General features: G+C 63.7%; 20 protein-coding genes. 10 read left to right on the top strand and 10 right to left on the bottom strand.

Going from position 1 to position 22,939, the window contains the following annotated elements; translation table 11 throughout:
• The first annotated feature begins 24 nt into the window (after window positions 1–24).
• Genes CK219_RS21565 through CK219_RS21555 form a run of 3 tightly spaced genes read left to right on the top strand, consistent with a single transcriptional unit; the run spans window position 25 to window position 2,633 of the window.
• A complete protein-coding gene (locus CK219_RS21565; protein WP_095768766.1) occupies window positions 25–621 on the top strand; it encodes a dimethylamine monooxygenase subunit DmmA family protein in 597 nt (198 codons plus the stop codon).
• On the top strand, window positions 618–1,583 hold the full coding sequence (locus CK219_RS21560) for a PDR/VanB family oxidoreductase (RefSeq protein ID WP_095768765.1): 966 nt from the start codon (window positions 618–620) through the stop codon (window positions 1,581–1,583). Before CK219_RS21565 ends, CK219_RS21560 begins: the two co-directional genes overlap by 4 nt.
• A gap of 9 nt (window positions 1,584–1,592) precedes the next feature.
• Window positions 1,593–2,633 carry a DUF3445 domain-containing protein gene (locus CK219_RS21555; protein ID WP_095768764.1) on the top strand — a complete coding sequence of 347 codons (1,041 nt, stop codon included), beginning with the start codon at window positions 1,593–1,595 and terminating at the stop codon, window positions 2,631–2,633.
• 201 nt (window positions 2,634–2,834) lie between these two features.
• Here the strand turns inward: CK219_RS21555 and CK219_RS21550 are convergent, their stop codons facing one another.
• A complete protein-coding gene (locus CK219_RS21550; RefSeq protein ID WP_095768763.1) occupies window positions 2,835–3,557 on the bottom strand; it encodes an XRE family transcriptional regulator in 723 nt (240 codons plus the stop codon).
• A gap of 316 nt (window positions 3,558–3,873) precedes the next feature.
• Here CK219_RS21550 and CK219_RS21545 point away from each other — a divergent pair, with 316 nt between their 5' ends.
• On the top strand, window positions 3,874–5,232 hold the full coding sequence (locus tag CK219_RS21545; protein ID WP_095768888.1) for an NAD(P)/FAD-dependent oxidoreductase: 1,359 nt from the start codon (window positions 3,874–3,876) through the stop codon (window positions 5,230–5,232).
• A 52-nt stretch (window positions 5,233–5,284) separates the two neighbouring features.
• On the opposite strand, the gene CK219_RS21540 is transcribed toward CK219_RS21545, so the two are convergent.
• From CK219_RS21540 to CK219_RS21525, 4 genes are all read right to left on the bottom strand, one after another.
• Window positions 5,285–6,388 carry a mandelate racemase/muconate lactonizing enzyme family protein gene (locus tag CK219_RS21540; RefSeq protein ID WP_095768762.1) on the bottom strand — a complete coding sequence of 368 codons (1,104 nt, stop codon included), beginning with the start codon at window positions 6,386–6,388 and terminating at the stop codon, window positions 5,285–5,287.
• Between the two features lie 194 nt (window positions 6,389–6,582).
• Window positions 6,583–7,731: an efflux RND transporter periplasmic adaptor subunit gene (locus CK219_RS21535; RefSeq protein ID WP_095768761.1), complete on the bottom strand. Its 1,149-nt coding sequence runs from the start codon at window positions 7,729–7,731 to the stop codon at window positions 6,583–6,585.
• A 15-nt stretch (window positions 7,732–7,746) separates the two neighbouring features.
• Entirely contained in the window at window positions 7,747–10,944 is a 3,198-nt protein-coding gene (locus CK219_RS21530; RefSeq protein WP_095768760.1) for a multidrug efflux RND transporter permease subunit, read from the bottom strand.
• The gene (locus CK219_RS21525) at window positions 10,938–11,174 is read right to left on the bottom strand and encodes a hypothetical protein (protein WP_095768759.1); all 237 of its coding nucleotides are present in this window, start codon (window positions 11,172–11,174) and stop codon (window positions 10,938–10,940) included. Before CK219_RS21525 ends, CK219_RS21530 begins: the two co-directional genes overlap by 7 nt.
• Before the next feature lie 251 nt (window positions 11,175–11,425).
• On the opposite strand from CK219_RS21525, the gene CK219_RS21520 reads away from it, so the two are divergent.
• Complete coding sequence (locus tag CK219_RS21520; RefSeq protein WP_095768887.1) at window positions 11,426–12,007, top strand: TetR/AcrR family transcriptional regulator; 582 nt, start codon at window positions 11,426–11,428, stop codon at window positions 12,005–12,007.
• A 54-nt stretch (window positions 12,008–12,061) separates the two neighbouring features.
• On the top strand, window positions 12,062–12,850 hold the full coding sequence (locus tag CK219_RS21515; RefSeq protein ID WP_095768758.1) for a methyltransferase domain-containing protein: 789 nt from the start codon (window positions 12,062–12,064) through the stop codon (window positions 12,848–12,850).
• 275 nt (window positions 12,851–13,125) lie between these two features.
• On the opposite strand, the gene CK219_RS21510 is transcribed toward CK219_RS21515, so the two are convergent.
• The 5 genes from CK219_RS21510 to CK219_RS21490 all read right to left on the bottom strand — a co-directional run bounded on the left by CK219_RS21510 (window position 13,126) and on the right by CK219_RS21490 (window position 18,485).
• Window positions 13,126–14,148: a LacI family DNA-binding transcriptional regulator gene (locus tag CK219_RS21510; protein ID WP_095768757.1), complete on the bottom strand. Its 1,023-nt coding sequence runs from the start codon at window positions 14,146–14,148 to the stop codon at window positions 13,126–13,128.
• 85 nt (window positions 14,149–14,233) lie between these two features.
• A complete protein-coding gene (locus tag CK219_RS21505) occupies window positions 14,234–15,028 on the bottom strand; it encodes an ATP-binding cassette domain-containing protein (protein ID WP_095768756.1) in 795 nt (264 codons plus the stop codon).
• Window positions 15,029–15,032: 4 nt separating this feature from the next.
• A complete protein-coding gene (locus tag CK219_RS21500) occupies window positions 15,033–16,019 on the bottom strand; it encodes an ABC transporter permease (protein ID WP_095768755.1) in 987 nt (328 codons plus the stop codon).
• Between the two features lie 106 nt (window positions 16,020–16,125).
• Window positions 16,126–17,058, bottom strand: coding sequence for a substrate-binding domain-containing protein (locus CK219_RS21495; RefSeq protein ID WP_095768754.1), 933 nt, complete (start codon window positions 17,056–17,058; stop codon window positions 16,126–16,128).
• Between the two features lie 269 nt (window positions 17,059–17,327).
• Window positions 17,328–18,485, bottom strand: a complete 1,158-nt coding sequence (locus tag CK219_RS21490; RefSeq protein WP_095768753.1) for a fumarylacetoacetate hydrolase family protein — start codon at window positions 18,483–18,485, stop codon at window positions 17,328–17,330.
• A 198-nt stretch (window positions 18,486–18,683) separates the two neighbouring features.
• Here CK219_RS21490 and CK219_RS21485 point away from each other — a divergent pair, with 198 nt between their 5' ends.
• The 4 genes from CK219_RS21485 to CK219_RS21470 all read left to right on the top strand — a co-directional run bounded on the left by CK219_RS21485 (window position 18,684) and on the right by CK219_RS21470 (window position 22,871).
• Window positions 18,684–19,967 carry an FAD-dependent oxidoreductase gene (locus tag CK219_RS21485; protein WP_095768886.1) on the top strand — a complete coding sequence of 428 codons (1,284 nt, stop codon included), beginning with the start codon at window positions 18,684–18,686 and terminating at the stop codon, window positions 19,965–19,967.
• A 103-nt stretch (window positions 19,968–20,070) separates the two neighbouring features.
• A complete protein-coding gene (locus CK219_RS21480; RefSeq protein ID WP_095768752.1) occupies window positions 20,071–20,958 on the top strand; it encodes an ABC transporter permease in 888 nt (295 codons plus the stop codon).
• Window positions 20,955–21,773 (top strand): ABC transporter permease, encoded by an 819-nt coding sequence (locus tag CK219_RS21475; RefSeq protein ID WP_095768751.1) that lies wholly within the window; start codon window positions 20,955–20,957, stop codon window positions 21,771–21,773. The genes CK219_RS21480 and CK219_RS21475 overlap by 4 nt, the downstream gene beginning before the upstream one ends.
• 27 nt (window positions 21,774–21,800) lie before the next feature.
• A complete protein-coding gene (locus CK219_RS21470; RefSeq protein ID WP_095768750.1) occupies window positions 21,801–22,871 on the top strand; it encodes an ABC transporter substrate-binding protein in 1,071 nt (356 codons plus the stop codon).
• Window positions 22,872–22,939 lie beyond the last annotated feature (68 nt).

Genomic DNA, 22,939 nt, shown 5'->3' with positions numbered 1-22,939 from the left:
GGCTTTCGGGGCACGAAGGAAAGAATGGCAGCCAAGACGATCATCAGCCGGCCCGTTTACGGAACGCTCTCTCCGCGGCCCGGCAAGCATCATCTCTTCATCGCCGACGCGGAAGGCGCGCTCGCGATAACCAACATGGCCGGCAAGGCGCCGTCCGGCTTTTTCGACGGCGCGGAAATCGTCTTTATTCCGGGGCCTGAGGGCAAGCACGTGGCAGCTCTCGAAGCGCTGAAGCCGATGCAACTTCACATCGCGCCGTCTTTCGCCAGCCTGTTGCCGCGGCTGAAGCAGACGCTGACCAACGCCCATATGGGCCTGCGCCTTTATCTTGCCGGCACCGAAGGCCTGATCGGCCAGGCCATGCAGGTGGCGCTCGAAGCCGGCATCGACCACACCTCCATTGAGACCGAGCATCGCGGCTCGCTGGCGCGCCGCGTGCAATGCGTGCACTGCAAGGGCATCACCGAGAACGTGACGACGCAGCCGGCTACCTGCTCGCATTGCGGCCTGCTGCTTCTGGTGCGCGATCACTATTCGCGGCGTCTCGCCGCGTTCCAGGGCGTGTGCATCAACGCCGAGGATCGCTCAGAGAGTCCTCCGATCGAGGAGGTCTTCCGATGAGCACCGGCACCACCAAGCTCGACGTCGTCGTCAGCGACGTCGTCCCGGTCAACGAGCTGGTCACCCGCTTTCACTTCCGCCGCCGCGACGGCGAGCTGCTGCCGACTTTTTCCGGCGGCGCCCATGTCGTGGTCGAGATGCGTGACGGCGACCGCACCAGGCTCAACCCCTATTCGCTGATGGGCTCGCCGCTCGACACACGCGAATACACGATCTCGGTGCGCCGAGACGATGCCGGCCGCGGCGGCTCGCTGTTCATGCACCGGCAGGTCAAGCCCGGCCAGGAGATGGTGATCAGCTATCCGGTCAATCTGTTCTCGCTGGATCTCCGGGCGAAGAAGCACCTGATGCTGGCCGGCGGCATCGGCATCACGCCTTTCATGGCGCAGACGTCGCAGCTGGCAGGCGCCAGCGGCAATTTCGAATTGCACTACACCTGCCGCACGGCTTCGCTGGGCACCTATGCCGATGTCTTGCAGCAGCGCTATGGCAACCGGGTCAGGCTCTACCACGACGACCGCGAGGAGCACATCGACCTCGACCGGCTCTTGTCCTCGCAGCCGCTCGGCACGCATCTCTATGTCTGCGGCCCGGCCGGCATGATCAACTGGGTGCGTGACCGCGCGGCTAACCTCGGATGGCCGCCGGAGACCGTGCATTTCGAGCATTTCGCGGCACCCCAGCCCGGCGCGCCGTTCGACGTGACCTTGGCCGTCAGCGGCAAGACGATCCGCGTCGGCGAGCAGCAGAGCCTGCTCGAGGCAATCGAAGCCGCCGGCGTCGACCCGCCTTATCTCTGCCGCGGCGGCGTTTGCGGCCAGTGCGAGACCAATGTGATCTCCTCCGACGGCAAGTTCATCCACAACGATCACTGGCTGAGCGAGGAAGACCACCGTTCCGGCTGCAAGATCATGCCTTGCGTCTCGCGCTTCGAGGGCAAGTCGCTGGTCCTGGAAAGATAGGAGGCGTCAATGGGCATCACCTTTCGCAAGGAAACGTTTCGCGACGATTTCACCTTTAAGAACAGCCCGGAGCACATCCGGCGCTTTCCCTTCCCGTTCAACGAAGACTCCTACATGTACGCGGTCAACATCGAGCCGCATGTGGTCGGGCCGAAAGGCAGCGTGCTCGAGAACCTGATCGACGTCGACGAGCACTATGTCGCCGAGATGCAGGACCGCGCGCTGGTGCTGGCCGAGGATCCGCTGCGCTGCCAGTCGCTGGCGCATATGACGCTTGCCGGCTGGGACCTGCTCGAGCTTCTGATGGAGCAGCAGGCGCTCGGCTATCCCGAGCACTTCACACTGGAGCGAAACGGCGATCGCTGGCGCTGGATCAACCGGCCGCTCGGCATCGACGACACCTTCACCTTCGGCGACACCTCGACGCTGCCCTACGGGCCGATGGAGTACATCACCCGCCAGAGCCAGGGCGATTTCTGCATTCTCGACCAGCGCGACGGCAATCTGTGGATGGATGCCGGCATGGTCACCACCCAGGCCGACTGGTCGCTCGACTTCGACATCGGCATGAACTTCTTCGAATGGCACGCGCCGGTGCCGCTGGCGCATGAGAAGGGCATTTTCACCCGCGCGCTGAAGTTCCTCACCAACATCCAGCAGGGCAAGCCGGCAAGGCGTCTCAACTGGACGATGACCATCAATCCGCGCCTCGACACCAGTCCCGAGAATTATCACAAATGGGGCCCGGACCGCGCCACGGTCACGCCCGAAAATGTCGGCCAGAAGGTGCATCTGCGCGTCGAGCTGCAAAGCTTCTGGCGGCTGCCGCGTTCAAACGCCATCGTCTTCCCGATCCGTTGCTATCTGATCAAGATGGACGAGCTGGTCACACAGCCGAAATGGGCGCGCCGCCTGCACCGCGTCATCCGCGACCTGCCGGAAGAGCTCGCCACCTATAAGGGCTTGACACGATATAGGCCGACGCTGGTGGAATGGCTGTCGAAGCTTGACGACGGCAGCCCGACGTCACCAGGATTCGGGCCGGATTAGAAGCTGCCAATCTCCCCCCTTGTGGGGGAGATGCCCGGCAGGGCAGAGGGGGGCGCGAAGGAACGCCAGCCGTGCCTGCCTCGGGCGAAACACCAACAACGACGACCCGAAGGTCGCAACCGCAACGATTGATACGTCGGCGGGACAGCGCCCTCCTCTGGCCTGCCGGCCATCTCCCCCACGAGGGGGGAGATCAGCCAATCACCCCGCGCTGTTTTGCGGATAGCAGATAATCGACAGATAGCGCATCGGCAGGCGCGTCAACTCTTCCGGGCCGTGCGGCGCGTCGGCGTCGAAGAACAAGCTGTCGCCCGGTTTCATCGGATAGAGATTGTTGCCGTGCCGGTAAACGACCTCGCCTTCGAGCATGTAGAGGAATTCCATGCCCGCATGCTGGAAGGTCGGGAACACGTCCGAATTCTCGGTCAGCGTGATCAGATAGGGCTCGACGACGACGCCGCTGGTGTTGGCGCCGATATGTCCGAGCAGGTTGTATTGATGGCCGGCGCGGGTGCCGCGGCGCTCGACATCGACGCCTTCGCCGGCCTTGACGAAAACGGCGCTGTGCTCTTCCTCGAAGCGTCGGAAGAAGGCGGTCACCGGAACGCCCAGCGCCCGCGACAGCGCCTGCAATGTCGTCAGCGACGGCGAGGTGATGCCGTTTTCGATCTTCGACAGCATGCCGAGCGAAATGTCGGTGGCGGTGGCGAGATCGGCGACGGTGATGCCGAGCTTCTTGCGGAACGCCCGCACCTCGTGGCCGATCGCCACTTCCAGCACTTTTTCGCGCGTGTCGCGGATGGCGTGCGGATTCTGCGTCAACGGGGCGCGTATCGTGCGCCCGGCGGCCGAAACGCGCTTTAGCGGCGCCTTGCCCTTCGCTGCCGCATCGGTGGACCTGGTGCCGGAATTCTTGTTCGCCATGTCGCCCCGACTCTCGCGGATTTATTTCACTCAAGGTGAACATATTCGGTGGCGATACAAGAGCGCAACCGCGACAGCAAGCCGCTGGATGTTGCAGGGCACGCCTGATTCAACGCGACGCGCCGCCTTCGCGCAGAAAAACCGTTTCAGGCAAACGCCGTCGCCGCAGATGTTTGTTGACAGCACCAAAGACCCAATTACTGTCACTGTCAGTGAAATTTGTTTCGTGGGAGCAATTCCAGGAAAAGTGGTCGAACGGTTTTCCGCCCGGAATTGCGTCAAGAAAAAAGTCGAAATCAAAAGGAGGAGGCCCGCAATGAAATCTCGTGTCGCCGTCATCGGAGCCGGACCGTCAGGCCTGGCCCAGCTAAGGGCCTTCAAGTCGGCCGCCGACAAGGGCGCCGAGATCCCGGAAATCGTCTGCTTCGAGAAGCAGAGCGACTGGGGAGGCCTATGGAACTACACCTGGCGCACCGGCCTCGACGAGCATGGCGACCCGGTGCACGGCTCGATGTACCGCTATCTCTGGTCGAACGGCCCAAAGGAATGCCTCGAATTCGCCGACTACACCTTCGAGGAACATTTTGGCCGGCCGATCGCCTCCTATCCGCCGCGGGCCGTGCTGTGGGACTACATCAAGGGCCGCGTCGAGAAATCCGGCCTGCGCGAATGGGTGCGCTTCAACAGCCCGGTGCGCATGGTGACCTATTCCGACGAGACCGAGAAGTTCACCGTCACCGCACATGATCGCACCAACGACGTGACCTACTCGGAGGAATTCGACAACGTCGTGGTCGCTTCAGGCCATTTCTCGGTGCCCAACGTGCCTTTCTTCGAAGGTTTCCCCACCTTCAACGGCCGCATCCTGCACAGCCACGATTTCCGCGACGCCATGGAATTCAAGGGCAAGGACATCTTGATCATCGGCCGCTCCTATTCGGCCGAGGACATCGGTTCGCAATGCTACAAATACGGCGCCCAATCGATCACCTCCAGCTACCGCTCCAAGCCGATGGGTTTCAAATGGCCGGAGAACTGGAAGGAGGTGCCGCTGCTGCAGAAGGTCGTCGGCAAGACGGCGCATTTCAAGGACGGCACGACCAAGGATGTCGATGCCATCATCCTTTGCACCGGCTATCTGCATTCCTTCCCCTTCCTCACCGACGACCTCAAGCTCAAGACCGCCAACCGCATGTGGCCGCTCGATCTCTATGAAGGCGTGGTCTGGGAGAAGAACCCGAAGCTTTTTTACATCGGCATGCAGGACCAGTTCTACACCTTCAACATGTTCGACGCGCAGGCCTGGTATGCGCGCGACGTGATGCTTGGCCGCATCAAGCTGCCCTCCGCCGAAGCGATGGCCGAGCACGGCGCCAAGTGGCGGGCGCGCGAGGAGACGCTGGAGGACGCCGAGCAGATGATCTGGTTCCAGGGCGACTACACCAAGGAGCTGATGGACCAGACCGACTATCCGGGCTTCGACGTCGAGGCGGTCAACCGCACCTTCATGGAGTGGGAGCACCACAAGATGGAAAACATCATGACCTTCCGCGACAACGCCTACCGCTCGCTGATGACCGGCACCATGTCGCCGCTCCATCATACGCCCTGGCTGCAGGCGCTGGACGATTCCATGGAAAGCTATCTCGAGATGAAAGGCGTGGCGGCCGAGTAGCACGGCGCGCTGGCGCCAATGTTCTCATACTCGACCCGCCTGATCTTCATCTTCAGCCGATCTCGAAGAACGGCTTGCCGAGCAGGCCAGGATCCACGTCGATGCCAAGGCCGGGTCCGTCGGGAACGCCCATATGGCTGCCGGTCACCGGCGGCGCGTTCCTGGCCGTACGCACCGTCACCCATTCGTGGAAGGCGATAGCGTGCAGCCGGCGCTCCTGCGGCGTCGACAGCGACAGATGCGCCATGGCGGCGGTGTCGATCTCGGCGCCGCCGGTGTCCTCGACCGTGATCATGAAACCGAGATCGACCGCGACGTCGCGGATCAGGCGGGTCTGCGTTACGCCGCCCAGTCGCGAGATCTTCAGCGTCAGCCCGTCGGCGGCGCCGCGGCGGTGGATCTCCAGCATCTCGCCCAGCGAGGTGACGGATTCGTCGAGCACCATCGGCTTGTCGAGCATGCGGCGCACCGACATGTTCTCCTCGATCGTCGTGCATGGCTGCTCGAACGTGTAGTCGATGCCGCGCGTGGCGTCGGCGAACTGGCGCGCCTGGTAAGGCGTCCAGCCGGCATTGGCGTCACAGAAGATCACCGTGCCCTTCGGCACGGCGGCGGCCACCGCCGAGACCCGCTCGATGTCGTCGCGCACATTGCCACCGACCTTGACCTGCAGGCGCCGGCAGCCTTCGGCGATGATCCTTTTGGCAAGCGCCGCCATCTGATCGAGCGTGCCGTGGGTGACGACCCGGTAAGTCTCGGCCATCTCGCTCTCGCGGCCGCCAAGCATGGTCACCAGCGGCACGCCGGCGGCGCGGGCGGCAAGATCCCAGCACGCCATGTCGAGCGCCGACTTGATGTAGGGGTGGCCCTTGAACGCCGTGTCCATCAGCCGGCCGATGCCGGCAAGGCCGCGTGGATCCTGGCCGATGAGATGCGGCGCGATCTCTGGCACGCCCGCGCGTGTGCCTGCGGGAAACGCGGCCGAGTAGAAATTGCCAAGCGGCGCCATCTCGCCCCAGCCGGTGTCGCCGCTGTCCGACGTGATGGCGACGATCACCGCGTCGAAGCAGTCGGCGATCCGCCCCTTGGACATGCGGTAGGGTCCGTCCACGAAGGGCTGCACGACATGATAGGCCTTGATGCTCTTGATCTTCACGTTTGTGTCCGTTGCAGGTCAGGTCATATTCCGGTGAACCGGCTGCAAGACAATCAGGTTGTCGACAATCCAACAAGGGACCGTCCGTAGAAGATTGTTCCTTTCCGCGTCGGAATTGCCTGACCCCAAATAGTAAACGGCGCCCTCGACGTGGGTATCGAGGGCGCCGTCGGACCGGAAACTGATGGGGGTTATCAGCTGGCCGGTTTCGGTTGCGGCAAGGGAGAAACCGGCATTCCGGGTCCGATCTTCTGCAAATTGCCCGTGATCACCTGGTCGGTCTCCGAGATGCCGGAGGTCACGGAAATCAGGTCGCCGTCGGTGGGCCCAAGCGACACCAGCTTCTGGTCGACGGTGTTGCCCTTGCCGATGACATAGAGGTATTTGCCGAGCTGGCTGGAACCCAGCGCCACCTGCGGCACCATCAGCGTGTTGGGCTGTTCCTTCACATGCAGCCGCACCCGTACATACTGTCCAGGCAACAGCGTGAACTTGGCGTTGCCAATCGTGGCGCGCGCCGTGATCGTGCCGGTCGAATGGTCGATCGTGTTGTCGATGAAGGTCAGCTCGCCCTTCTGGCTGGGCACCGTCTCGCCGGGCAGGAGCACGTCGACGGCGATCGGACCGGCGGCCTTCGCCTGCTCGATCTGCACCAAATCGCTCTCGCTCGGATTGAAGGTCACGTAGATCGGGTCGAGCTGCACCAGCGTGTTGAGCACCGTGCCGGCGACACTGACCAGCGTGCCGACCGAAGCCTGGTTCCGGCCGATGCGTCCCGAGAACGGCGCCTTGATCTCGGCATAGCCGAGATTGAGCTCGGCCGTCCGCACCGCCGCCTGGTCGACGGCAAGGGCGGCCTGGGCCGCGCGCAGATTGCTGGTGCGCTGGTCGAAGCTGTCCTTGTCCAGATAGCCGGCCTTGGCAAGGTCGGTGCCGCGGCCGAGATTGGATTTTGCATAGTCGAGCGTCGCGCTATCGCGCTGCACCTGCGCCTTCGCCTGCTCCAGCGCAGCCTGATAGTCGTCGGGCGCGATACGGTAGAGCAGGTCGCCCTGCTTGACGTCGCTGCCGTCGGCCGCCGTCTGCTCCTGCAGATAGCCCGGCACGCGCGCCTGCAGCGTGATGCTGCGGATCGACTCCACCCGCGCGGCGTAGTCGAGATAGATCGGCAGCGTCTTCTTCACGACATTCACCACCGGCACCGGCATCACGAAGGCCGCCGGCGCTGGCGCAGCACCCGCTGCGCCGCCGCTCAAATTGCCCATGTCGAGAAAGTGCACGCTGGCCACCGAGATCGCGCCGAGCGCGACGGCCGTTCCCAAAGCGATTTTCCATCTACGCATAATTGATCTCCAATCTTATTCGGCCGCCTGGGCGAGCGGCTGAAGCGCCGGCTCGGCGGTCGGTTCAATTTCGTCTTGCTGAGGCGCATCGTCGTGCGCCTTGGCAGGTTCCCTTTCGCCACGTTCGCGCAACTGCTCGATCACGGCGTAGAAGACAGGCACGAAGACCAGCGACAGGATCGTCGCCGCCACCATGCCGCCGAAGACGGTGGTGCCGATCGATTGCCGGCTGGCGGCGCCGGCGCCCGTCGCGAACATCAGCGGCAGCACGCCGAGGATGAAGGCGAAGGCGGTCATCAGGATCGGCCGCAGCCTCAGCCGTGCCGCTTCCATCGCCGCTTCGACGATGGTGAGACCCTCCTCGCGCCGGCGTCTGGCGAACTCGACGATCAGGATCGCGTTCTTCGCCGCCAGGCCGATCAGCATGACGAAGCCGATCTGCGAGTAGACGTCGATCTGCATGCCGCGCAGCATCAGCACGATGAAAGCGCCGAACAAAGCGAGCGGCACGGCCAGCAGCACCATGAAAGGCATCGCCCAGCTTTCATACTGCGCCGCCAGGATCAGGAACACGAAGACGATCGCCAGCCCGAACACGACAGAGGCGATCGATCCGGCCTTGAGCTCCTGGAAAGTGATGCCGGTCCATTCGTAGCCGAAGTCGCGCGGCAGCACATTCGCCGCCGCCCGCTCCATGGCCGCGACCGCCTGTCCGGACGAGAAGCCGGGGGCAGCACCGCCATTGATAAGGGCAGACGCGTTGTTGTTGTAATGCGGCACGGTCTCCGGCCCGACGATCGGCACCAGTCTGCCCAGCGTGCTCAGCGGCACCATGCCGCCCGACGCGTTGCGCACATAGAGCCGCGAGATGTCGGTGGCGTCGGCGCGCGCGTCCTTGTCGGCCTGGATGGTCACGCGGAAGGTGCGGCCAAACAGGTTGAAGTCGTTGACGTAGAGCGAGCCGAGATAGATCTGCAGCGTGTTGAAGACGTCCGGCAGGTTGAGGCCGAGCAGCTTCGCCTTGCTGCGGTCGAGGTCGTAGTTGAACTGCGGCGTCGAGGTCGAGAAGGATGAGAACAGCTGCTGCGGGTTGAGCTCCGGCTGCTTGCGCGCCTCGGCGAGCAGCGCCTGCGTGACGTCGTTCAGCGCCGCGCTGCCGCGCCCGGACAAATCCTCGACCTGGAACTCGAAGCCGCCGGTGGTGCCGATGCCCGGGATCGAAGGCGGATCGAAGGAGAGCGCGAACGCATCCGGCATCTGCAGAAGCTTGCCGCGCACCTGCTCGACCAGTTTCGAGGCGCTCTGGTCAGGACCGCGTTCGTCCCATGGTTTCAGGATCGCGAACTCCACCGCCGAATTCGACTGCGCGGCGCTGGTCAGGAAGTTCAGGCCGCTGATCGAGCCGACGATGTCGACGCCGGGCGTCGATTGCAGGATGTCGCGCGCCTTCTGCGCCACCGCGTCGGTGCGTTCGAGCGAAGCGCCGTCGGGCAGCTGGATGACGACGAAGAAATAGCCCTGGTCTTCCACGGGAAGGAAGGTCGAAGGCAGTTTCTGCCAGACGAAATAGGTGGCGACGAGGCCGGCCGCGAACAGGCCAAGCATGATCCAGCGCAGCTTGATCAGAATGCGCACCCCATGCGCATAGGCATGCGACAGCCAGTCGAAGCCGGCGTTGAACCAGCGGAACAGCACGAACTGCGTCTCGCCGCGATGACGCAGGAAGGCAGCGCTCAGCGCCGGCGAGAGCGTCAGCGAGTTGAAGGCGGAGATGCCGACGGAGATCGCCACGGTCAGCGCGAACTGGTTATAGAGCCGGCCCGAGACGCCCGGGATGAAGGCAACGGGAACGAACACCGCCATCAGCACCGCCGTGGTGGCGATGATCGGACCGGTCACCTCGGCCATCGCTGCGCGCGTAGCGGCCAGCGGCTTGAGTCCTGCCTCGAGCTGACGTTCGACATTCTCGACCACGACGATCGCGTCGTCGACGACGAGGCCGATCGCCAGCACCATGCCGAGCAGCGAGAGCATGTTGAGCGAAAAGCCCAGCATGTACATCACCGCCAGCGTCGCGATCAGCGAGACGGGAATGGCGATGGTCGGGATGATGGTGGTGCGCCAGCTCTGGAGGAAGATGAACACCACGGCGACGACCAGCACCAGCGCTTCGCCGAGCGTGATCAGCACGTCGTGCATCGAGGCCGACACGAAGCGCGTGGTATCGTAATGCATGGCGTAGCTGACGCCCTTCGGGAAGCGCTTCGACAGCTCCTGCATCTTGTCCTTGACCCGCTGCTGCAGGTCGAGGGCATTGGAGCCCGGCATCTGGTAGACGGCCAAAACCACGGTCGGGTCCTTGCCGAAGAAGGCGGAGGAAGAATATTGCAGCGCGCCGAGCTCGATGCGGGCGACGTCGCGCAGCCGCACAAGCGAGCCGTTCTGCGAATTGGCGCGCACGACGATGTCGCCGAATTCCTTCGGGTCGCTAAGGCGGCCCACCGCATTGACCTGCATCTCGAAGGCGGTGCCAGCGGGCGCCGGCGACTGGCCGATCTTGCCGGCCGCCACCTGCACGTTCTGTTCGGCGATGGCGTTCTGCACGTCGACAGCGGTGATGCCGAGATTGGCAAGCTTGTCCGGATCGAGCCAGACGCGCATCGAATAGCGGCGCTCGCCGAAGATCTGCACGTCGCCGACGCCCGGCAGGCGCTTCAGCGGGTCGACCACCTGTAGATAGGCGAGGTTGCTCAGCGCCACCGGATCGACCGAACCGTCGGGCGAGGTGAGGTCGACGATCAGCACGAAATTGGGGTTCTGCTTCTTGATCGTCACGCCGCCCTGGTTGACGATGGCCGGCAGGGAGGATGCCGCTTGGCTGACGCGGTTCTGCACGTCGACCGCCGCCGTGCTCAGCGGATAGCCGACGTCGAAGGTGATGGTGATGGTCGAAGAGCCGTCATTCGAGCTCGTCGACGACATGTAGGTCATGCCTTGCACGCCGTTGATCTGCTGCTCGAGCGGGGTGGTGACCGTATCGGCCACGACCTGGGCGCTGGCGCCCGGATAGTGCGCGCTGACCACGACCTGCGGGGGCGTGATGTCCGGAAACTGCGAGACGGGCAAGAGGAAATAGGCGATCGCACCGGCGAGCACCATGATGATGGCGATCGCCGACGCGAAGATCGGGCGGTGGATGAAGAAGTTCACCATGATGCGGACGCCTCGCCGAACGGATTTGCGAAATGGCGCAGGCGCCGGGCCCGGCCCGAGCCGGAATCCTGCAGGAAGGATGGCGGGATGTTGCCCGGCGCCTGGTCAGCCGCGCGCTGGCGCAGCATCCGTTCGAAGGCTTTGGGGTCGATCCCGTCCGCCTTCATCACCAGCCGGATCATCGGATCCCGGATGGCTTCGTCGATCGTCAGGTCTTTGCGCTTTTGCATAGGAGTGGCTCCTTGCTCGGTCCGCATCGCTTGATCACGAACCGCTTTTTCTCGTTCTTCACCGGCCAAAGCCGCATGACAGGCAGGTTTTGCGTCCTATCTCACTCTGGCAGGGCTATCGGAGGGCCTTGTCGTTTGACGGCGAGTGATATAGGTGTTACCAGTAAGTAACATGCTGGAAGTTACAGACCGGTAACACCCTAGTCAAGAGGTGGCGACGGTTTTTTTGGAAACGACGAAAGGAGAGCATGATGACTGACGGCGTTGCGGAGCGTTCCCGTCCCCGGGACCGAATCCTGGAGACGGCGCAGGACATGTTCCACAAGCACGGCATCAAGGGTGTGGGCGTCGACGCCATCACCGAGGCTGCCGGCACCAACAAGATGACGCTTTACCGTCACTTCGAGTCCAAGGACGAATTGATTGTCGAATGCCTGCGCGCAACGGCGGCAAAGGCTTCGAGGATCTGGGACGAGGTCGAGGCTAAGCATCCCGGCGACAAGCTCGCCCAGTTGCATGCTTGGGTGCAAAAGGCTTCGGAGCTGCTCAGCGCCGACAGCCGCGGCTGCGACATGGCCAATGCCGCCGTCGAGCTCACCGAGACCGATCACCCGGCAAGGCGCGTCATCAAGGAACTGAAGGAAGCCCAGCGCGAGAAGCTGGTCGCGCTTTGCCGCGATGCCGGCATCGGCCAGGCCGAGCTTCTCGCCGACACGCTGTCGCTGCTGCTCGAAGGCGCGCGCGTCTCGATGCAGAGCGTCGGCGCCGAAGGTCCGAGCGCGCAATTCGTGCGCATGGCCGAAAGCCTGATCGCCTCGTTCCGGGCGCGCTGATCTCTTCGCCTCGTCCTGATTCTGTTATGCTGTTCCGGAAACGGGCGCTAGACGATGGGTCAGGCAAGTTTTCCGGAGATGTATGAGCGCTGGCTCGTGGGTCCTCTCTTCCGCCCCTGGGCCGAAGTGACCTTCGAAGACCTGAAGCTGTCTCCAGGCCATCGTGTGCTGGACATCGCCTGCGGCACGGGAATAGTTGCCCGGGTTGCCAGGGAACGGCTCGGTGCCGCCGGATATGTCCTCGGCATCGACATCAATCCGGATATGCTTGCTGTCGCGCGCACCGTGGCGCCAGACATCGATTGGCGCGTAGGCAATGCCGGTGCACTGCCCCTCCATGACGGAGAGCAGTTCGATTTGATCGTCTGTCAACAAGGGCTGCAGTTCTTTCCCGATAAGTCCGCTGCGGCGGCGGAGATGCGGCGAGCACTGGCGCAGGGCGGCCGGCTGGCCGTTGCCACGTGGCGCCCCGATGAGGAAATCCCCTTCTTTCGGGATCTCCGCCGCGTCGCCGAGCGCCTCCTCGGCCCAGTGGTGGACCTGCGCCACAGCTTTGGGAATGCGGCGCCGATCGAGGTGCTGCTCCGGGACGCCGGCTTCCACGACGTCCGATCAAGGACAATATCGCGCAGGATACGCTTTGAGGACGGGGCGCCTCTCCTGCGGTTGAACACGATGGCCCTGGTCGGCATGAGCGCCGCCGGCAAGGCAATGGCCGATCAGGAACGCAAGCACGTCGTGGAGGACATCATGAGCGGGAGCGCGCCCGTGCTGCAGTCTTATGCGGATGGATCGGGAGTCGCTTTCGAACTCAGCTCCAATCTGGTGACGGCGAAAGGCTAGGCGCGTATCTGCTCAGCATTGGGTAGCTTCCCTCCGCCTTTGGCACGCAAAGAAAAAGCCCGCTGCCGGGAGGAGGTGGCAGCGGGCTCGATTTCGAATACGGCACGGGAGGAGGTGTACCGCACTCAGCGTCGGCATCACATCTGGGAGGAGGAGACGGCCGACACCCAGATAAATACGAGGTGCCTAACGATTCGGCAATTGCGAAACCTGCATAGCAGCTGTGCAGAATTGCGGGATCAATCGTCAGACAAATAAGCGAGTGGCCGCCCGCGCTACTGCACCGGCACGTTTTCCTTGAAGATCAGCCGCGGCTCAATGAATTTCTTCGTCAGATACGGCGCCGACGAGGCGATCGAGCCGAGCAGGCGGATCACCGATTGTTCCGCGATCAGCCGCGCATTCTGGTCGATGACAACGTCGGCGAGATCGTCGACGAGATAGCGCCGTGTTTCCTTGGTCAGGTCGTGACAGATGAAGACCGGCTTCTTGCGCGGCTTGACCTCGAGCAAGGCCCTGGCCACGCCGGACCGTCCGGCGCCGACGCAATAGATGCCGAGCAGCTCCGGTTCGTTGTGCAGCGCCTTGACGGTCGCGCGGTAGCTGGCGTCCGGATCGTCATTGCTCTCGGCGGCGCTTGAGACCGTGAGGTCGGGAAACTCTTCGGCGAGCACCGAACGAAAGCCCATCTCGCGCTCCTCGTGGCCGCGATAGGAGCGCGAGCCGACCACCATCGCCAGATGTCCGGTACGGCCGCCAAGGAAGCGACCCATCAGCAGCGCCGCGGTGCGGCCTGCCACGCGGTTATCGATGCCGACATAGGCCGAGCGGGGCGCGGCCGGCACGTCGGAAATCAGCGTGACCAGTCGGATCCCGGCATCGACCAGCTCGCGCAGGATGTTGCGCGTGCGCGGATGATCGACAGCGATCACGCCGACGCCATTGGCCTTGAGCGACAGATTCTCCACAGCGCTCTGCAGCGCGCCCGGTGAAATGCCGGCAAGGTTGTGGATGCGGCAGGAGGCGACCAGGGGCAGACGCTGGGCATAATCCTCGATGTGATGGGCGAGATCGGCCATGAAGGCGTTGGATCCGATCGGCAGGAAGAATTCGAGATGCGCCGGCTTCGACGGCAGCACGACCTGGTCGAGCGTCGGCAGATAACCGAGCTGCTTGGCCGCTTCCAGCACGCGCTGCCGATTGGCCGCGCTTGCACCCGGGCGGTTGTTGAGCACCCGATCGACGGTCGCGGTCGACAGGCCGCAGCTCCGGGCGATATCGGCTACGGTGGCTTTCATTGGTCCAGTCATAGGCGCCGATGCAATCCTGTGCCAGCGGCGGGCGTGAAGCGGCTGCCGGCCGCCGTCGGCCGCCGGTCAGCAGTCAGCCATGCGATTGCCGGCCGTCGGAAATCGCGTCGCGGATTTCCTTGTCCGACATGCCGGTGATGACGCGCTCGACCTCTGCGACCGTGGTCTTCTTCGGATCGATGTCGTCGGCCACCACCTTGCCCCGGCGCATCACCACGATGCGGTCGACCACCTGGAAGACGTGATGGATGTTATGCGCGATGAAGATGCAGGAATGGCCGGAATCGCGGGCGCTGCGTACGAAACTCAAGACCCCTTGAGTCTCGGCGACGCCGAGATTGTTGGTCGGTTCGTCGAGGATGATGAGATCGCTGTCGAAATGCATGGCGCGCGCGATCGCCACCGCTTGGCGCTCGCCGCCCGACAGCGAGCCGATCGGTGTTGTCGGCGGGATGTTCTTGGTGATGCCGACCTGCTTGAGCAGGTCGCGCGCTACCGTGTTCATTGCGTCCTGGTCCATGCGGTTCAGGAAGCGCGGCGCCTTGATCGGCTCGCGCCCGAGGAACAGGTTGCGCGCGATCGACAGCTGCGTGACCAGCGCCGAATCCTGATAGATCGTCTCGATGCCGTGGGCAATGGCATCGCTGGTGCTGCGCAGCGTGACCTTCCTGCCGCGGATGAAGATGTCGCCGCTGGTCAGCGGCACGGCGCCCGACAGCACCTTGATCAGCGTCGACTTGCCGGCGCCGTTGTCGCCGAGCAGGCCAACGATCTCCTTTTCATTGACGTGGAAATTGGCGTCCACCAGCGCCTGCACGCGCCCGTAGGACTTGCGGATATTTTCCATGCGGATGAGCGGTTCGGCCATCGTCCTAAGTTCCCGCCTGGTGCCGGCGTTCGAGCCATGAATGCAGCGCCATCATCCCGAGAATGATCGCGCCGATGAAGATATTGTAGGCGAGCCCCGGCACGCCGATCAGCACGATGCCGTTGCGCATCACGCGCAGGATCAGGATGCCAAGCACCGTGCCGATGATGGTGCCGCGCCCGCCGGTCAGCGCCGTGCCGCCGATCACCACCATGGCGATGACCTCGAGCTCGTAGCCGGTGCCGCTGTTGGGGTTGGCCGCGGAGGTGCGCAGCGAGGAGATCACGCCGGCGAGCGAGGCCATCACCGCCGACAGGATGAACAGGCCGACCTTGACGCGGCTGACGTTGACGCCGCGCGCGCGGGCTGCGTTTGGATTGCCGCCGGCGGCCTGGATCCAGTTGCCGGTGCGGCTCTGCGTCAGCACATAGCCGAGCACGATCGCGGCGCCGATGAACCAGAACAGCGAGGCGTAGATGCGGAAAGGTCCGACATAGAAGTCGCCGACCAGGATGTTCGCCAGCCAACTGCCTTCCGCGCTCCAGGTGCGCTGCGGAAAGCCGTCGGTGATGAACAGCGCCGAGCCGCGCACGACCAGCAGCATGCCGAGCGTCACCAGGAAGGACGGGATCTTGAGCTGGGTAACGAACCAGCCATTCACCAGCCCGATCAGGGCAGCGACGATCAGCGCGATCAGCAGGCCCATTTCCAGCGAAGTGACGCCGCTGTTGTAGAGCGTCCACATCAGCACCGGCGAGAAGCCGAACAGCGAGCCGACCGAAAGATCGAACTCGCCGGATGTCATCAGCAAGGTCATTGCCAGCGCGATCAGGCCGAGCTCGACGGTGAAGGCCAGGATGTTCGAGATATTCTGCGGCGACAGGAAGTCGGGATTGATGCCCCAGAAGACGACGAGCTCGACGATAAGCAGCACCAGCGGACCGAATTCCGCTCGAGCGATGAAACTTTGAATGAAGGAACGGTTTTCCATTGAGCCCGCGGCGTGAATGATTGGCTAAGCCCGCTCCGATCAGGCAGGGCTCGACGGTACAGGAAAGCGGCCGCGGCCCGAAAGCCGCGACCGTGGATGTCAGGGATTATTTGCCGGACAGGATCTTGTCGTAGACGCCGGCGGTGTCTTTCTCATAGAGCGCGCCGGTGATGACGTTGAAGCCCGGAGGAATGCCGCTGGCGGCCATGTTGGCCAGCGAAAGCGCCACATAGCTGGTCGCCTGCGGGTCCTGCCACTGCCCGGCATTGACGTATCCGTTCAGCACTTCCTGCGTGGTGTCGAGCGAGTTGCCCCAGCCGACGACCGGGATTTCGCCCGGCTTGACGCCGGCCTGGTCGAAGACGCGCTTGATCGAGCCGGTGACGAGGTCGCCGAGGCCGATGATCGCCTTCACCTTGCCCTTGTGAGCGGTGAGATAGTCGACCATGCGGTTGATCACTTCGGCCTGGTCGAGCGTCGCTTCGGTCACCTCATAGGTGATGCCGGCCGGTTCGAACACGCTCTTGATGCCTTCCTCTTCCTGCACGCCATAGGTGGCGCCGGGAACCTCGACTGGCATCCAGACGAAATCGCCCTTCTTCACCAGGCCTTTGTCGACCAGATATTGCGCCCAGTGCTTGCCGAAGGTGACGTTGTCGCCGCCGACATAGGCGTTGAAGTTGGCCTTCGGATCGGGCGTGTTGAAGTTGATGATCGGGATGTTGGCCGCGCGCGCTTCCTTGACGATCTCGACAAGGCTGCCCGGATCGGGGCTAGTGGTGACGATGCCGTCTGCCTTGGCTGAGATGGCGGCACGGACGGCCTCCTGCTGCGAGGCGACATCGCCATTGTGGAACGAGGTGTTCACCTTGTTGCCGGTGTCGCTCGCCCATTGCTTGGCGCCGGCCAGGAAGTAGGTCCAGACCGGATCGGCCGGGCCGCCATGCGAAATCCAGTAGAACGTCTTGGCCTCGGCCATCGCCGGAATGGCGATAGCCGCGATCAAGCCAAGCACGAGCAGTCTTAGCCGCGAAAGCATTCGATTTCCTCCCATGTTGAACTCTCCTCCTGGATCGGCGCGATGCGACCTTGGCCGCATCTCCTGCCCGCGCCGACCGGAACGTCTAGAGCATTCTCTTTTTCAGGCAGTGGCAAGCCTCCATCGCCAATGGATGTTGGCACAGGCGCGCGCGCCATCAGCAATCCCATCAGATTGCATCAGCAGCGGTGATATTCGTTGGGCAAGCAGCGCCATCGACCATCCGCTGCACGGATTGGCCTCAAAGCAACCGCCCTTCCGGTGCGGCGTTAGATCAGGCCCGCCTTGGCCAAGTCGCGCATCAGATGGCTGGCGCCGTAGGTCCAGTGCGGGCAGTCCGGCGACAGCCTTACGCGGTTGACCAGAGCGCCGAGCTTTTCCGACGAGATGGTGACGATGTCGCCGACCTTGTGCGTAAAACCCTTGCCCTTCTCGCCGCGATCCTTCGAAGGCACGAACATGGTGCCGAGATAGAGCGCCAGTCCGTCCGGGTATTGGTGATGCGGGCCCATCGCCGCCTTGACCAGTTCTTCCGGCGAGCGGCTGATCTCGGCCATCGAGCTCGCGCCCTCCAGCGAGAAGCCGTCCTCGCCCTCGACGCTGAGCCGCACCGTGGCGCGCTTCACGTCCGTGATGGAGAAGGTTTCGTCGAAGAGGCGGATGAACGGCCCGAGCGAGGCCGAAGCATTGTTGTCTTTGGCCTTGCCGAGCAGCAGCGCCGAGCGCCCTTCGACGTCGCGCAGATTGACGTCGTTGCCGAGCGTGGCGCCGACGATGCGGCCCGAGCTGTCGGCGATCATGGCGATCTCGGGCTCCGGATTGTTCCAGGTGGAGACCGGATGCAGGCCGACATCGGCGCCGAAGCCGACGGAAGCCATCGGCTGGCACTTGGTGAAGATCTCGGCGTCCGGGCCGATGCCCACTTCGAGATATTGCGACCAGGCGCCGCGCGAGATCAGCTTGGCCTTGATCTCCATCGCTTCCGGCGAGCCGGGCTTGAGCTTCGACAAATCGTGGCCGATCAGTCCGGCGATGTCGGCGCGGATGGCGTCGGCCTTTTCGGCCGAGCCGCGCGCCTGTTCCTCAATGACGCGCTCGAGCAGGCTGACGACGAAGGTGACGCCGGAGGCCTTCACCGCCTGCAGGTCGACGGGCGACAGCAGGATCGGCTTCCCGGCGTCACGTTTGGCCTCGAAGCTGTTCGCCGCGATTTCTTCCAGCGCGCCGATCGCCTTGCCCTTGGCCGAGCGCAGATAGTCAGCCGGATCCTTCAACTCGCAAAGATCGCGCACCGTAGGCGCCGCGCTCGAGGTAATGTCGATCACCTCGCCGTCCCGCACCGTCACCACCAGCGGATGGGAAGCGGCGCTGGTCTTGGCGCGGCCGACGAAAATTCCATCGGCGGGCAAGCGGGTCGGATCGGTCATGGCATCATTCCTCTCAATTTTTCGCGCGCGGCACTTTTCCCCGATTTCGCGGAAACGTCTATCCCGCCAGCCGCAACATTTATGACCATGCATATGCTGTCACACAGCCACGGCCGAACTGGCCCATCGAAGCGCTCTTTCAAATGTATGAAATTGGCAATAGGATTTTCACGAAGTTCCAGCGCGTAGGTGATCCTCTTGGCCGAAGCCTTTTCCGATCCGATCTGGCGAAAGCCCCAGGCGGCTACGGCGTTTCAGTCTGAGCTTTCGGCCGACGGCACGCTGGACGCGGTCATCGTCGGCGGCGGCATCATGGGGCTGTCGACCGCGCTCCATGCGGCGCGCGCGGGCCGTTCCGTTCAGGTGCTGGATGCCGGCGCGATCGGGCAGGGCGCTTCAGGCCTCAATGGCGGCCAGGTCATTCCCGGCCTCAAATACGATCCGGAATGGCTGATCGAACACTTCGGCAAGGAACGCGGCGAAGCCCTGGTCGCGTTCGCCGCCTCGACGGCCGATGCCGTGTTCGACGTGATCCGCGACGAGAAGCTGGCGGTGCCGTTCACGCGCAATGGCTGGATCCAGGCCGCGCACACCAAGACCGCGCTGAAGGCAGCGGCGAACCGGGATCGCCAGTGGCGCTCGCGCGGCGCCGACGTCAAATTGCTTGACCAGGCCGAGATCGCAGCCATGACCGGCGCCAAAGGCTATCTCGGCGGCTGGCTGGACCGCCGCGCCGGCGTCATCGATCCGCTGTCCTACACGCTCGAGCTCGCCCGCGTCGCCGCGATCGCTGGCGCCCGAATCGCTGAGCAGCAGCGGGTTGTGAAGCTCCGCAAGGAAGCCGGCGCATGGCGGGTCTCGACACAAGGCGGCGCCGAATTGCGGGCCAAGTCGGTCGTGCTCGCCACCAACGCCTATACGGACGGGCTATTGCCTGGTCTTGCCCAGACGATCGTACCGCTGCATTCCTTCCAGATCGCCACCGCGCCGCTTCCGGCCGAGCTTGCTGCAAGTATCCTGCCGGGTGGTCAGGCCGTTTCCGATTCCCGTCGCATCCTGGTCTACTACCGCCGGACTCCCGATGGCCGGATGGTGCTGGGCGGTCGCGGCCGCATGGCGCTGCCTTCAAGCGCTGCCGATTGGGCGCATTGCGAACGCGCGCTCACCCGCCTCTATCCGGCGCTTGCCGGCATCGCCATCGAAAAGCGTTGGTTCGGCCGCGTGGCGCTGACGCCGAATCACCTGCCGCATCTACATGAACCGGAAAAAGGCCTGCTCGCGGTCGTCGGCTGCCAAGGCAGGGGCGTCGGCCTGATGAGCGCGCTGGGCAAGCGCATGGCAAACTACCTTGCAAGCGGCGACGTGAGGCAGTTGCCGTTTCCGCTGTCGCCGATCAAGCCGATCCCGTTCCACGCTTTCCGCCAGGTCGGCGTCGCCGCGGCAATCACCTGGTACCGCATGCTCGACGCGTTCGAACGCTGACGCCGAATGCGTGCAGCGCACAAGCGAATCTGCTTGACAGTTTCATGAATATGAAAAAGCATCAGGCGATTTCAATAATCCGATGGAGCCAATAGGCACTTCGATGTCGACCATCGCCGGAACACGGCCCTTGCCGGAAAACCGCATCTCGCCGGTCTTCCGTTTCGCCATGCTGCTGCCGGGTGGGCTGGTCACCTTCTTTCTGATCCTGTTCGCGCTTGGCCTGGTGGTCTTTCTCGCCTTCAGGGGCAATGACGGCTCGCTGCTCGGCGTCGGGCTGACAGCGGAGAACTTCGTCACCGTCGCCACCGATCCGCTCTATTGGACGGTGACGCTGCGCTCGCTGGTCATCGCCGGCCTGGTGACGCTCGCCACCGTCGTCACCGCCTATCCGGTCGCCTATTATCTCGCCTTTCATGCCGGGCGGCGCCGCAACCTGCTGCTCTTCCTGGTCACGCTGCCGTTCTGGACCAGCTATCTTTTGCGCGTCTTCGCCTGGAAGATCGTGCTTGCCTATAATGGCGTTCTGAACTCGGCCTTCATCGAGACAGGCCTTTGGAAGGAGCCGACGCTCGCCTTCCTCAACACGCCGGCCGCGGTCGTGGTGACACTCGCCCACGCCTATGCGCCTTTCGCCATCCTGCCGATCTACGTGGCGCTGGACACGATCCCCAAATCGCTGCTCGAAGCAGCCTCCGATCTTGGCGCGCGGCCCTTCACCAGCTTCCGCCGCGTCGTGCTCCCAAATTCGATGCCGGGCGTTCTGGCGGCGGCGCTCGTCGTCTTCGTCCCGACGGTCGGCGACTATGTCACGCCGGCCATGGTCGGCGGTCCGGCCAGCACCATGATCGGCACGCTGATCCAGTCGCAATTCGGCAAAGCCAATGACTGGCCGTTCGGCGCCGCGCTCTCGGTCTGCGTCATGCTGGTCATCCTCTGCGTGGTGCTGGTCGCGCGCGGCGCCGACCGCCGGTTCGGCAGCCGCACATGAGCGCCCGGGCAGACATCAATAGCGACGGCCGCTGGCTCGGCGTCTACGTGCTTGGCTATCTCGTCTTCCTCTATCTGCCGGTGCTCTTGATCCCGCTGTTTTCCTTCAACAACTCGATCCAGGCGGCGTTTCCGTTGCAGGGTTTCACGCTCGAATGGTACCGGACGCTCTATGGCAATCCGGCGCTCTCCGACGCCTTGGCCAATAGCCTGGTCATCGGCGTCATCGCCGCCTTCGGCGCGACGCTCTGCGGCATCACCGTCTCCTATATGGACCTCTATGGCCGCTCGCCGCTCGCCGCCACGATCAGCGCCATCGCTCGCCTGCCGATCCTGATCCCCGGCGTCATCGTCGGCATCTCGCTTTTGATCCTGGTCAACCTCATCGGGCTCGGCCCATCGCGCGTTTCGATCGTGCTCAGCCATATCCTGGTCGCGCTGCCGACTACCGTGGTGGTGATGCGCAGCCGCTTCGCCGCTATCCCGAAGACGATCCGCGAAGCCGCGCTCGATCTCGGCGCCTCCGATTGGACGACGTTCCGGCGCGTGATGCTGCCGCTGAGTGCGCCCGCCGTGCTGTCGGCCTTCATGTTGTCTTTCCTGATTTCCTTCGACGAGTTCATCGTCGTCTTTTTCCTCGCCGGCACCGAGCCGACGCTGCCGCTCTACATCTGGAGCCAGCTGCGCTTCCCGCGCTCGCTGCCGACCGTGATGGCGCTCGGCACGGTGATCCTCACTGTCTCCTTCATCATCGCGGGCACAGCCGAAATCCTTCGCCATCGCGGCCTCGGCGCTGCGCGCCGCAATCCAGCCTGAACCACAACAAAGAAGAGGAGAACGAAAATGACAGTCCACCTGAAATCGCTCACCGGACAAAAAGCCCGGGCCGGTCTTGCCGCACTGGCGCTCGCGCTGTCCTCGACGGTCGCTCTGGCCGCCGACAAGCTGCAATATTTCACCTGGTCTGGCTACGAATTGCCCGACTTCAACAAGAGCTTCCTTGCCGCGCATCCCGATGGCGTCGAGGCGACGATCTTCGGCGATGATGACGACGCCTTCACCAAGGTCAAGGCCGGCTTCAGGCCCGACATCGCGCATCCCTGCTACGACAAGGTGGCGCGCTGGAACAAGGAAGGCCTGCTGCAGCCGATCGACACCAAGCGCATCAAGAACTGGGATTCGATCTTCCCGGTGTTCAAGAACCTGCCCGACTTGCAGGCCGGCGACGGCAAGGTGTGGATGGTGCCGTGGGATTGGGGCAACACCTCGATCCTCTACCGCACCGACCTGGTGAAGAACCCCGAGGCGAGCTGGAATCTTCTGTGGGACAAGCACTATGCCGGCCGCATGGCGACCATCGACGCCGTGCACGACACGCCGATCGTCGCGGCCCTGCTGGCGGGTGTGAACCCCTTCGACATGACGCCGGACCAGATGGACAAGGTGGCGGCAAAACTGCGCGAGCAGCGGCCGCTGCTGTCGAGCTACACCACCGACATGACCTCGGTCGAGCAGGCGCTGGCCAGCGGCCAATTGGTCGCCGCCATGACCTGGAACGCGTCCGCCACCTCGCTGAAGAAGCAGGGCGTGCCGGTCGAGTTCATGAAGCCGAAAGAAGGCATGCTGACCTGGGCCTGCGGCTTCGTCATGCTCAAGGACGCCAAGAACGTCGATCTCGCCTATGACTTCATCAACAGCCGCCTCGACGCCGACTCGGGGAAATTCCTGATCCAGTCCTATGGCTACGGCAGCTCGCTCTCGACCGCGTTCGCCGGCGTGTCGAAGGAGGAGTTAGAGAAACTGCAGCTGCCGGCGGATCCGGACGTGATGCTGAAGAGCACCATCTTCACCGGCCCGATGAAGCAGAATGACGATATGGCGAAGATGTTCGAGAAGGTGAAGGCCGGGGGATGACCAGCTCCCCCTTCTCCCCTTGTGGGAGAAGGTGGCCGCGAAGCGGCCGGATGAGGGGTGCTCCAGGG

This window comes from Mesorhizobium sp. WSM4313 (assembly GCF_002294725.1).
Taxonomy (GTDB): Bacteria; Pseudomonadota; Alphaproteobacteria; order Rhizobiales; family Rhizobiaceae; genus Mesorhizobium.
Note: the sequence above shows the minus strand (reverse complement) of the source record. Positions and strands in the feature narration are given on the sequence as shown.

What these genes read in the sequence shown, in the direction of transcription:
- CK219_RS21565 (WP_095768766.1), top strand. Translation starts at nt 25, where the DNA reads ATGGCAGCCAAGACGATCATCAGCCGGCCCGTTTACGGAACGCTCTCT.
- CK219_RS21560 (WP_095768765.1), top strand. Translation starts at nt 618, where the DNA reads ATGAGCACCGGCACCACCAAGCTCGACGTCGTCGTCAGCGACGTCGTC.
- CK219_RS21555 (WP_095768764.1), top strand. Translation starts at nt 1,593, where the DNA reads ATGGGCATCACCTTTCGCAAGGAAACGTTTCGCGACGATTTCACCTTT.
- CK219_RS21550 (WP_095768763.1), bottom strand. Translation starts at nt 3,557, where the DNA reads ATGGCGAACAAGAATTCCGGCACCAGGTCCACCGATGCGGCAGCGAAG.
- CK219_RS21545 (WP_095768888.1), top strand. Translation starts at nt 3,874, where the DNA reads ATGAAATCTCGTGTCGCCGTCATCGGAGCCGGACCGTCAGGCCTGGCC.
- CK219_RS21535 (WP_095768761.1), bottom strand. Translation starts at nt 7,731, where the DNA reads ATGCGTAGATGGAAAATCGCTTTGGGAACGGCCGTCGCGCTCGGCGCG.
- CK219_RS21530 (WP_095768760.1), bottom strand. Translation starts at nt 10,944, where the DNA reads ATGGTGAACTTCTTCATCCACCGCCCGATCTTCGCGTCGGCGATCGCC.
- CK219_RS21525 (WP_095768759.1), bottom strand. Translation starts at nt 11,174, where the DNA reads ATGCAAAAGCGCAAAGACCTGACGATCGACGAAGCCATCCGGGATCCG.
- CK219_RS21520 (WP_095768887.1), top strand. Translation starts at nt 11,426, where the DNA reads ATGACTGACGGCGTTGCGGAGCGTTCCCGTCCCCGGGACCGAATCCTG.
- CK219_RS21515 (WP_095768758.1), top strand. Translation starts at nt 12,062, where the DNA reads ATGGGTCAGGCAAGTTTTCCGGAGATGTATGAGCGCTGGCTCGTGGGT.
- CK219_RS21510 (WP_095768757.1), bottom strand. Translation starts at nt 14,148, where the DNA reads ATGAAAGCCACCGTAGCCGATATCGCCCGGAGCTGCGGCCTGTCGACC.
- CK219_RS21505 (WP_095768756.1), bottom strand. Translation starts at nt 15,028, where the DNA reads ATGGCCGAACCGCTCATCCGCATGGAAAATATCCGCAAGTCCTACGGG.
- CK219_RS21500 (WP_095768755.1), bottom strand. Translation starts at nt 16,019, where the DNA reads ATGGAAAACCGTTCCTTCATTCAAAGTTTCATCGCTCGAGCGGAATTC.
- CK219_RS21495 (WP_095768754.1), bottom strand. Translation starts at nt 17,058, where the DNA reads ATGCTTTCGCGGCTAAGACTGCTCGTGCTTGGCTTGATCGCGGCTATC.
- CK219_RS21490 (WP_095768753.1), bottom strand. Translation starts at nt 18,485, where the DNA reads ATGACCGATCCGACCCGCTTGCCCGCCGATGGAATTTTCGTCGGCCGC.
- CK219_RS21480 (WP_095768752.1), top strand. Translation starts at nt 20,071, where the DNA reads ATGTCGACCATCGCCGGAACACGGCCCTTGCCGGAAAACCGCATCTCG.
- CK219_RS21475 (WP_095768751.1), top strand. Translation starts at nt 20,955, where the DNA reads ATGAGCGCCCGGGCAGACATCAATAGCGACGGCCGCTGGCTCGGCGTC.
- CK219_RS21470 (WP_095768750.1), top strand. Translation starts at nt 21,801, where the DNA reads ATGACAGTCCACCTGAAATCGCTCACCGGACAAAAAGCCCGGGCCGGT.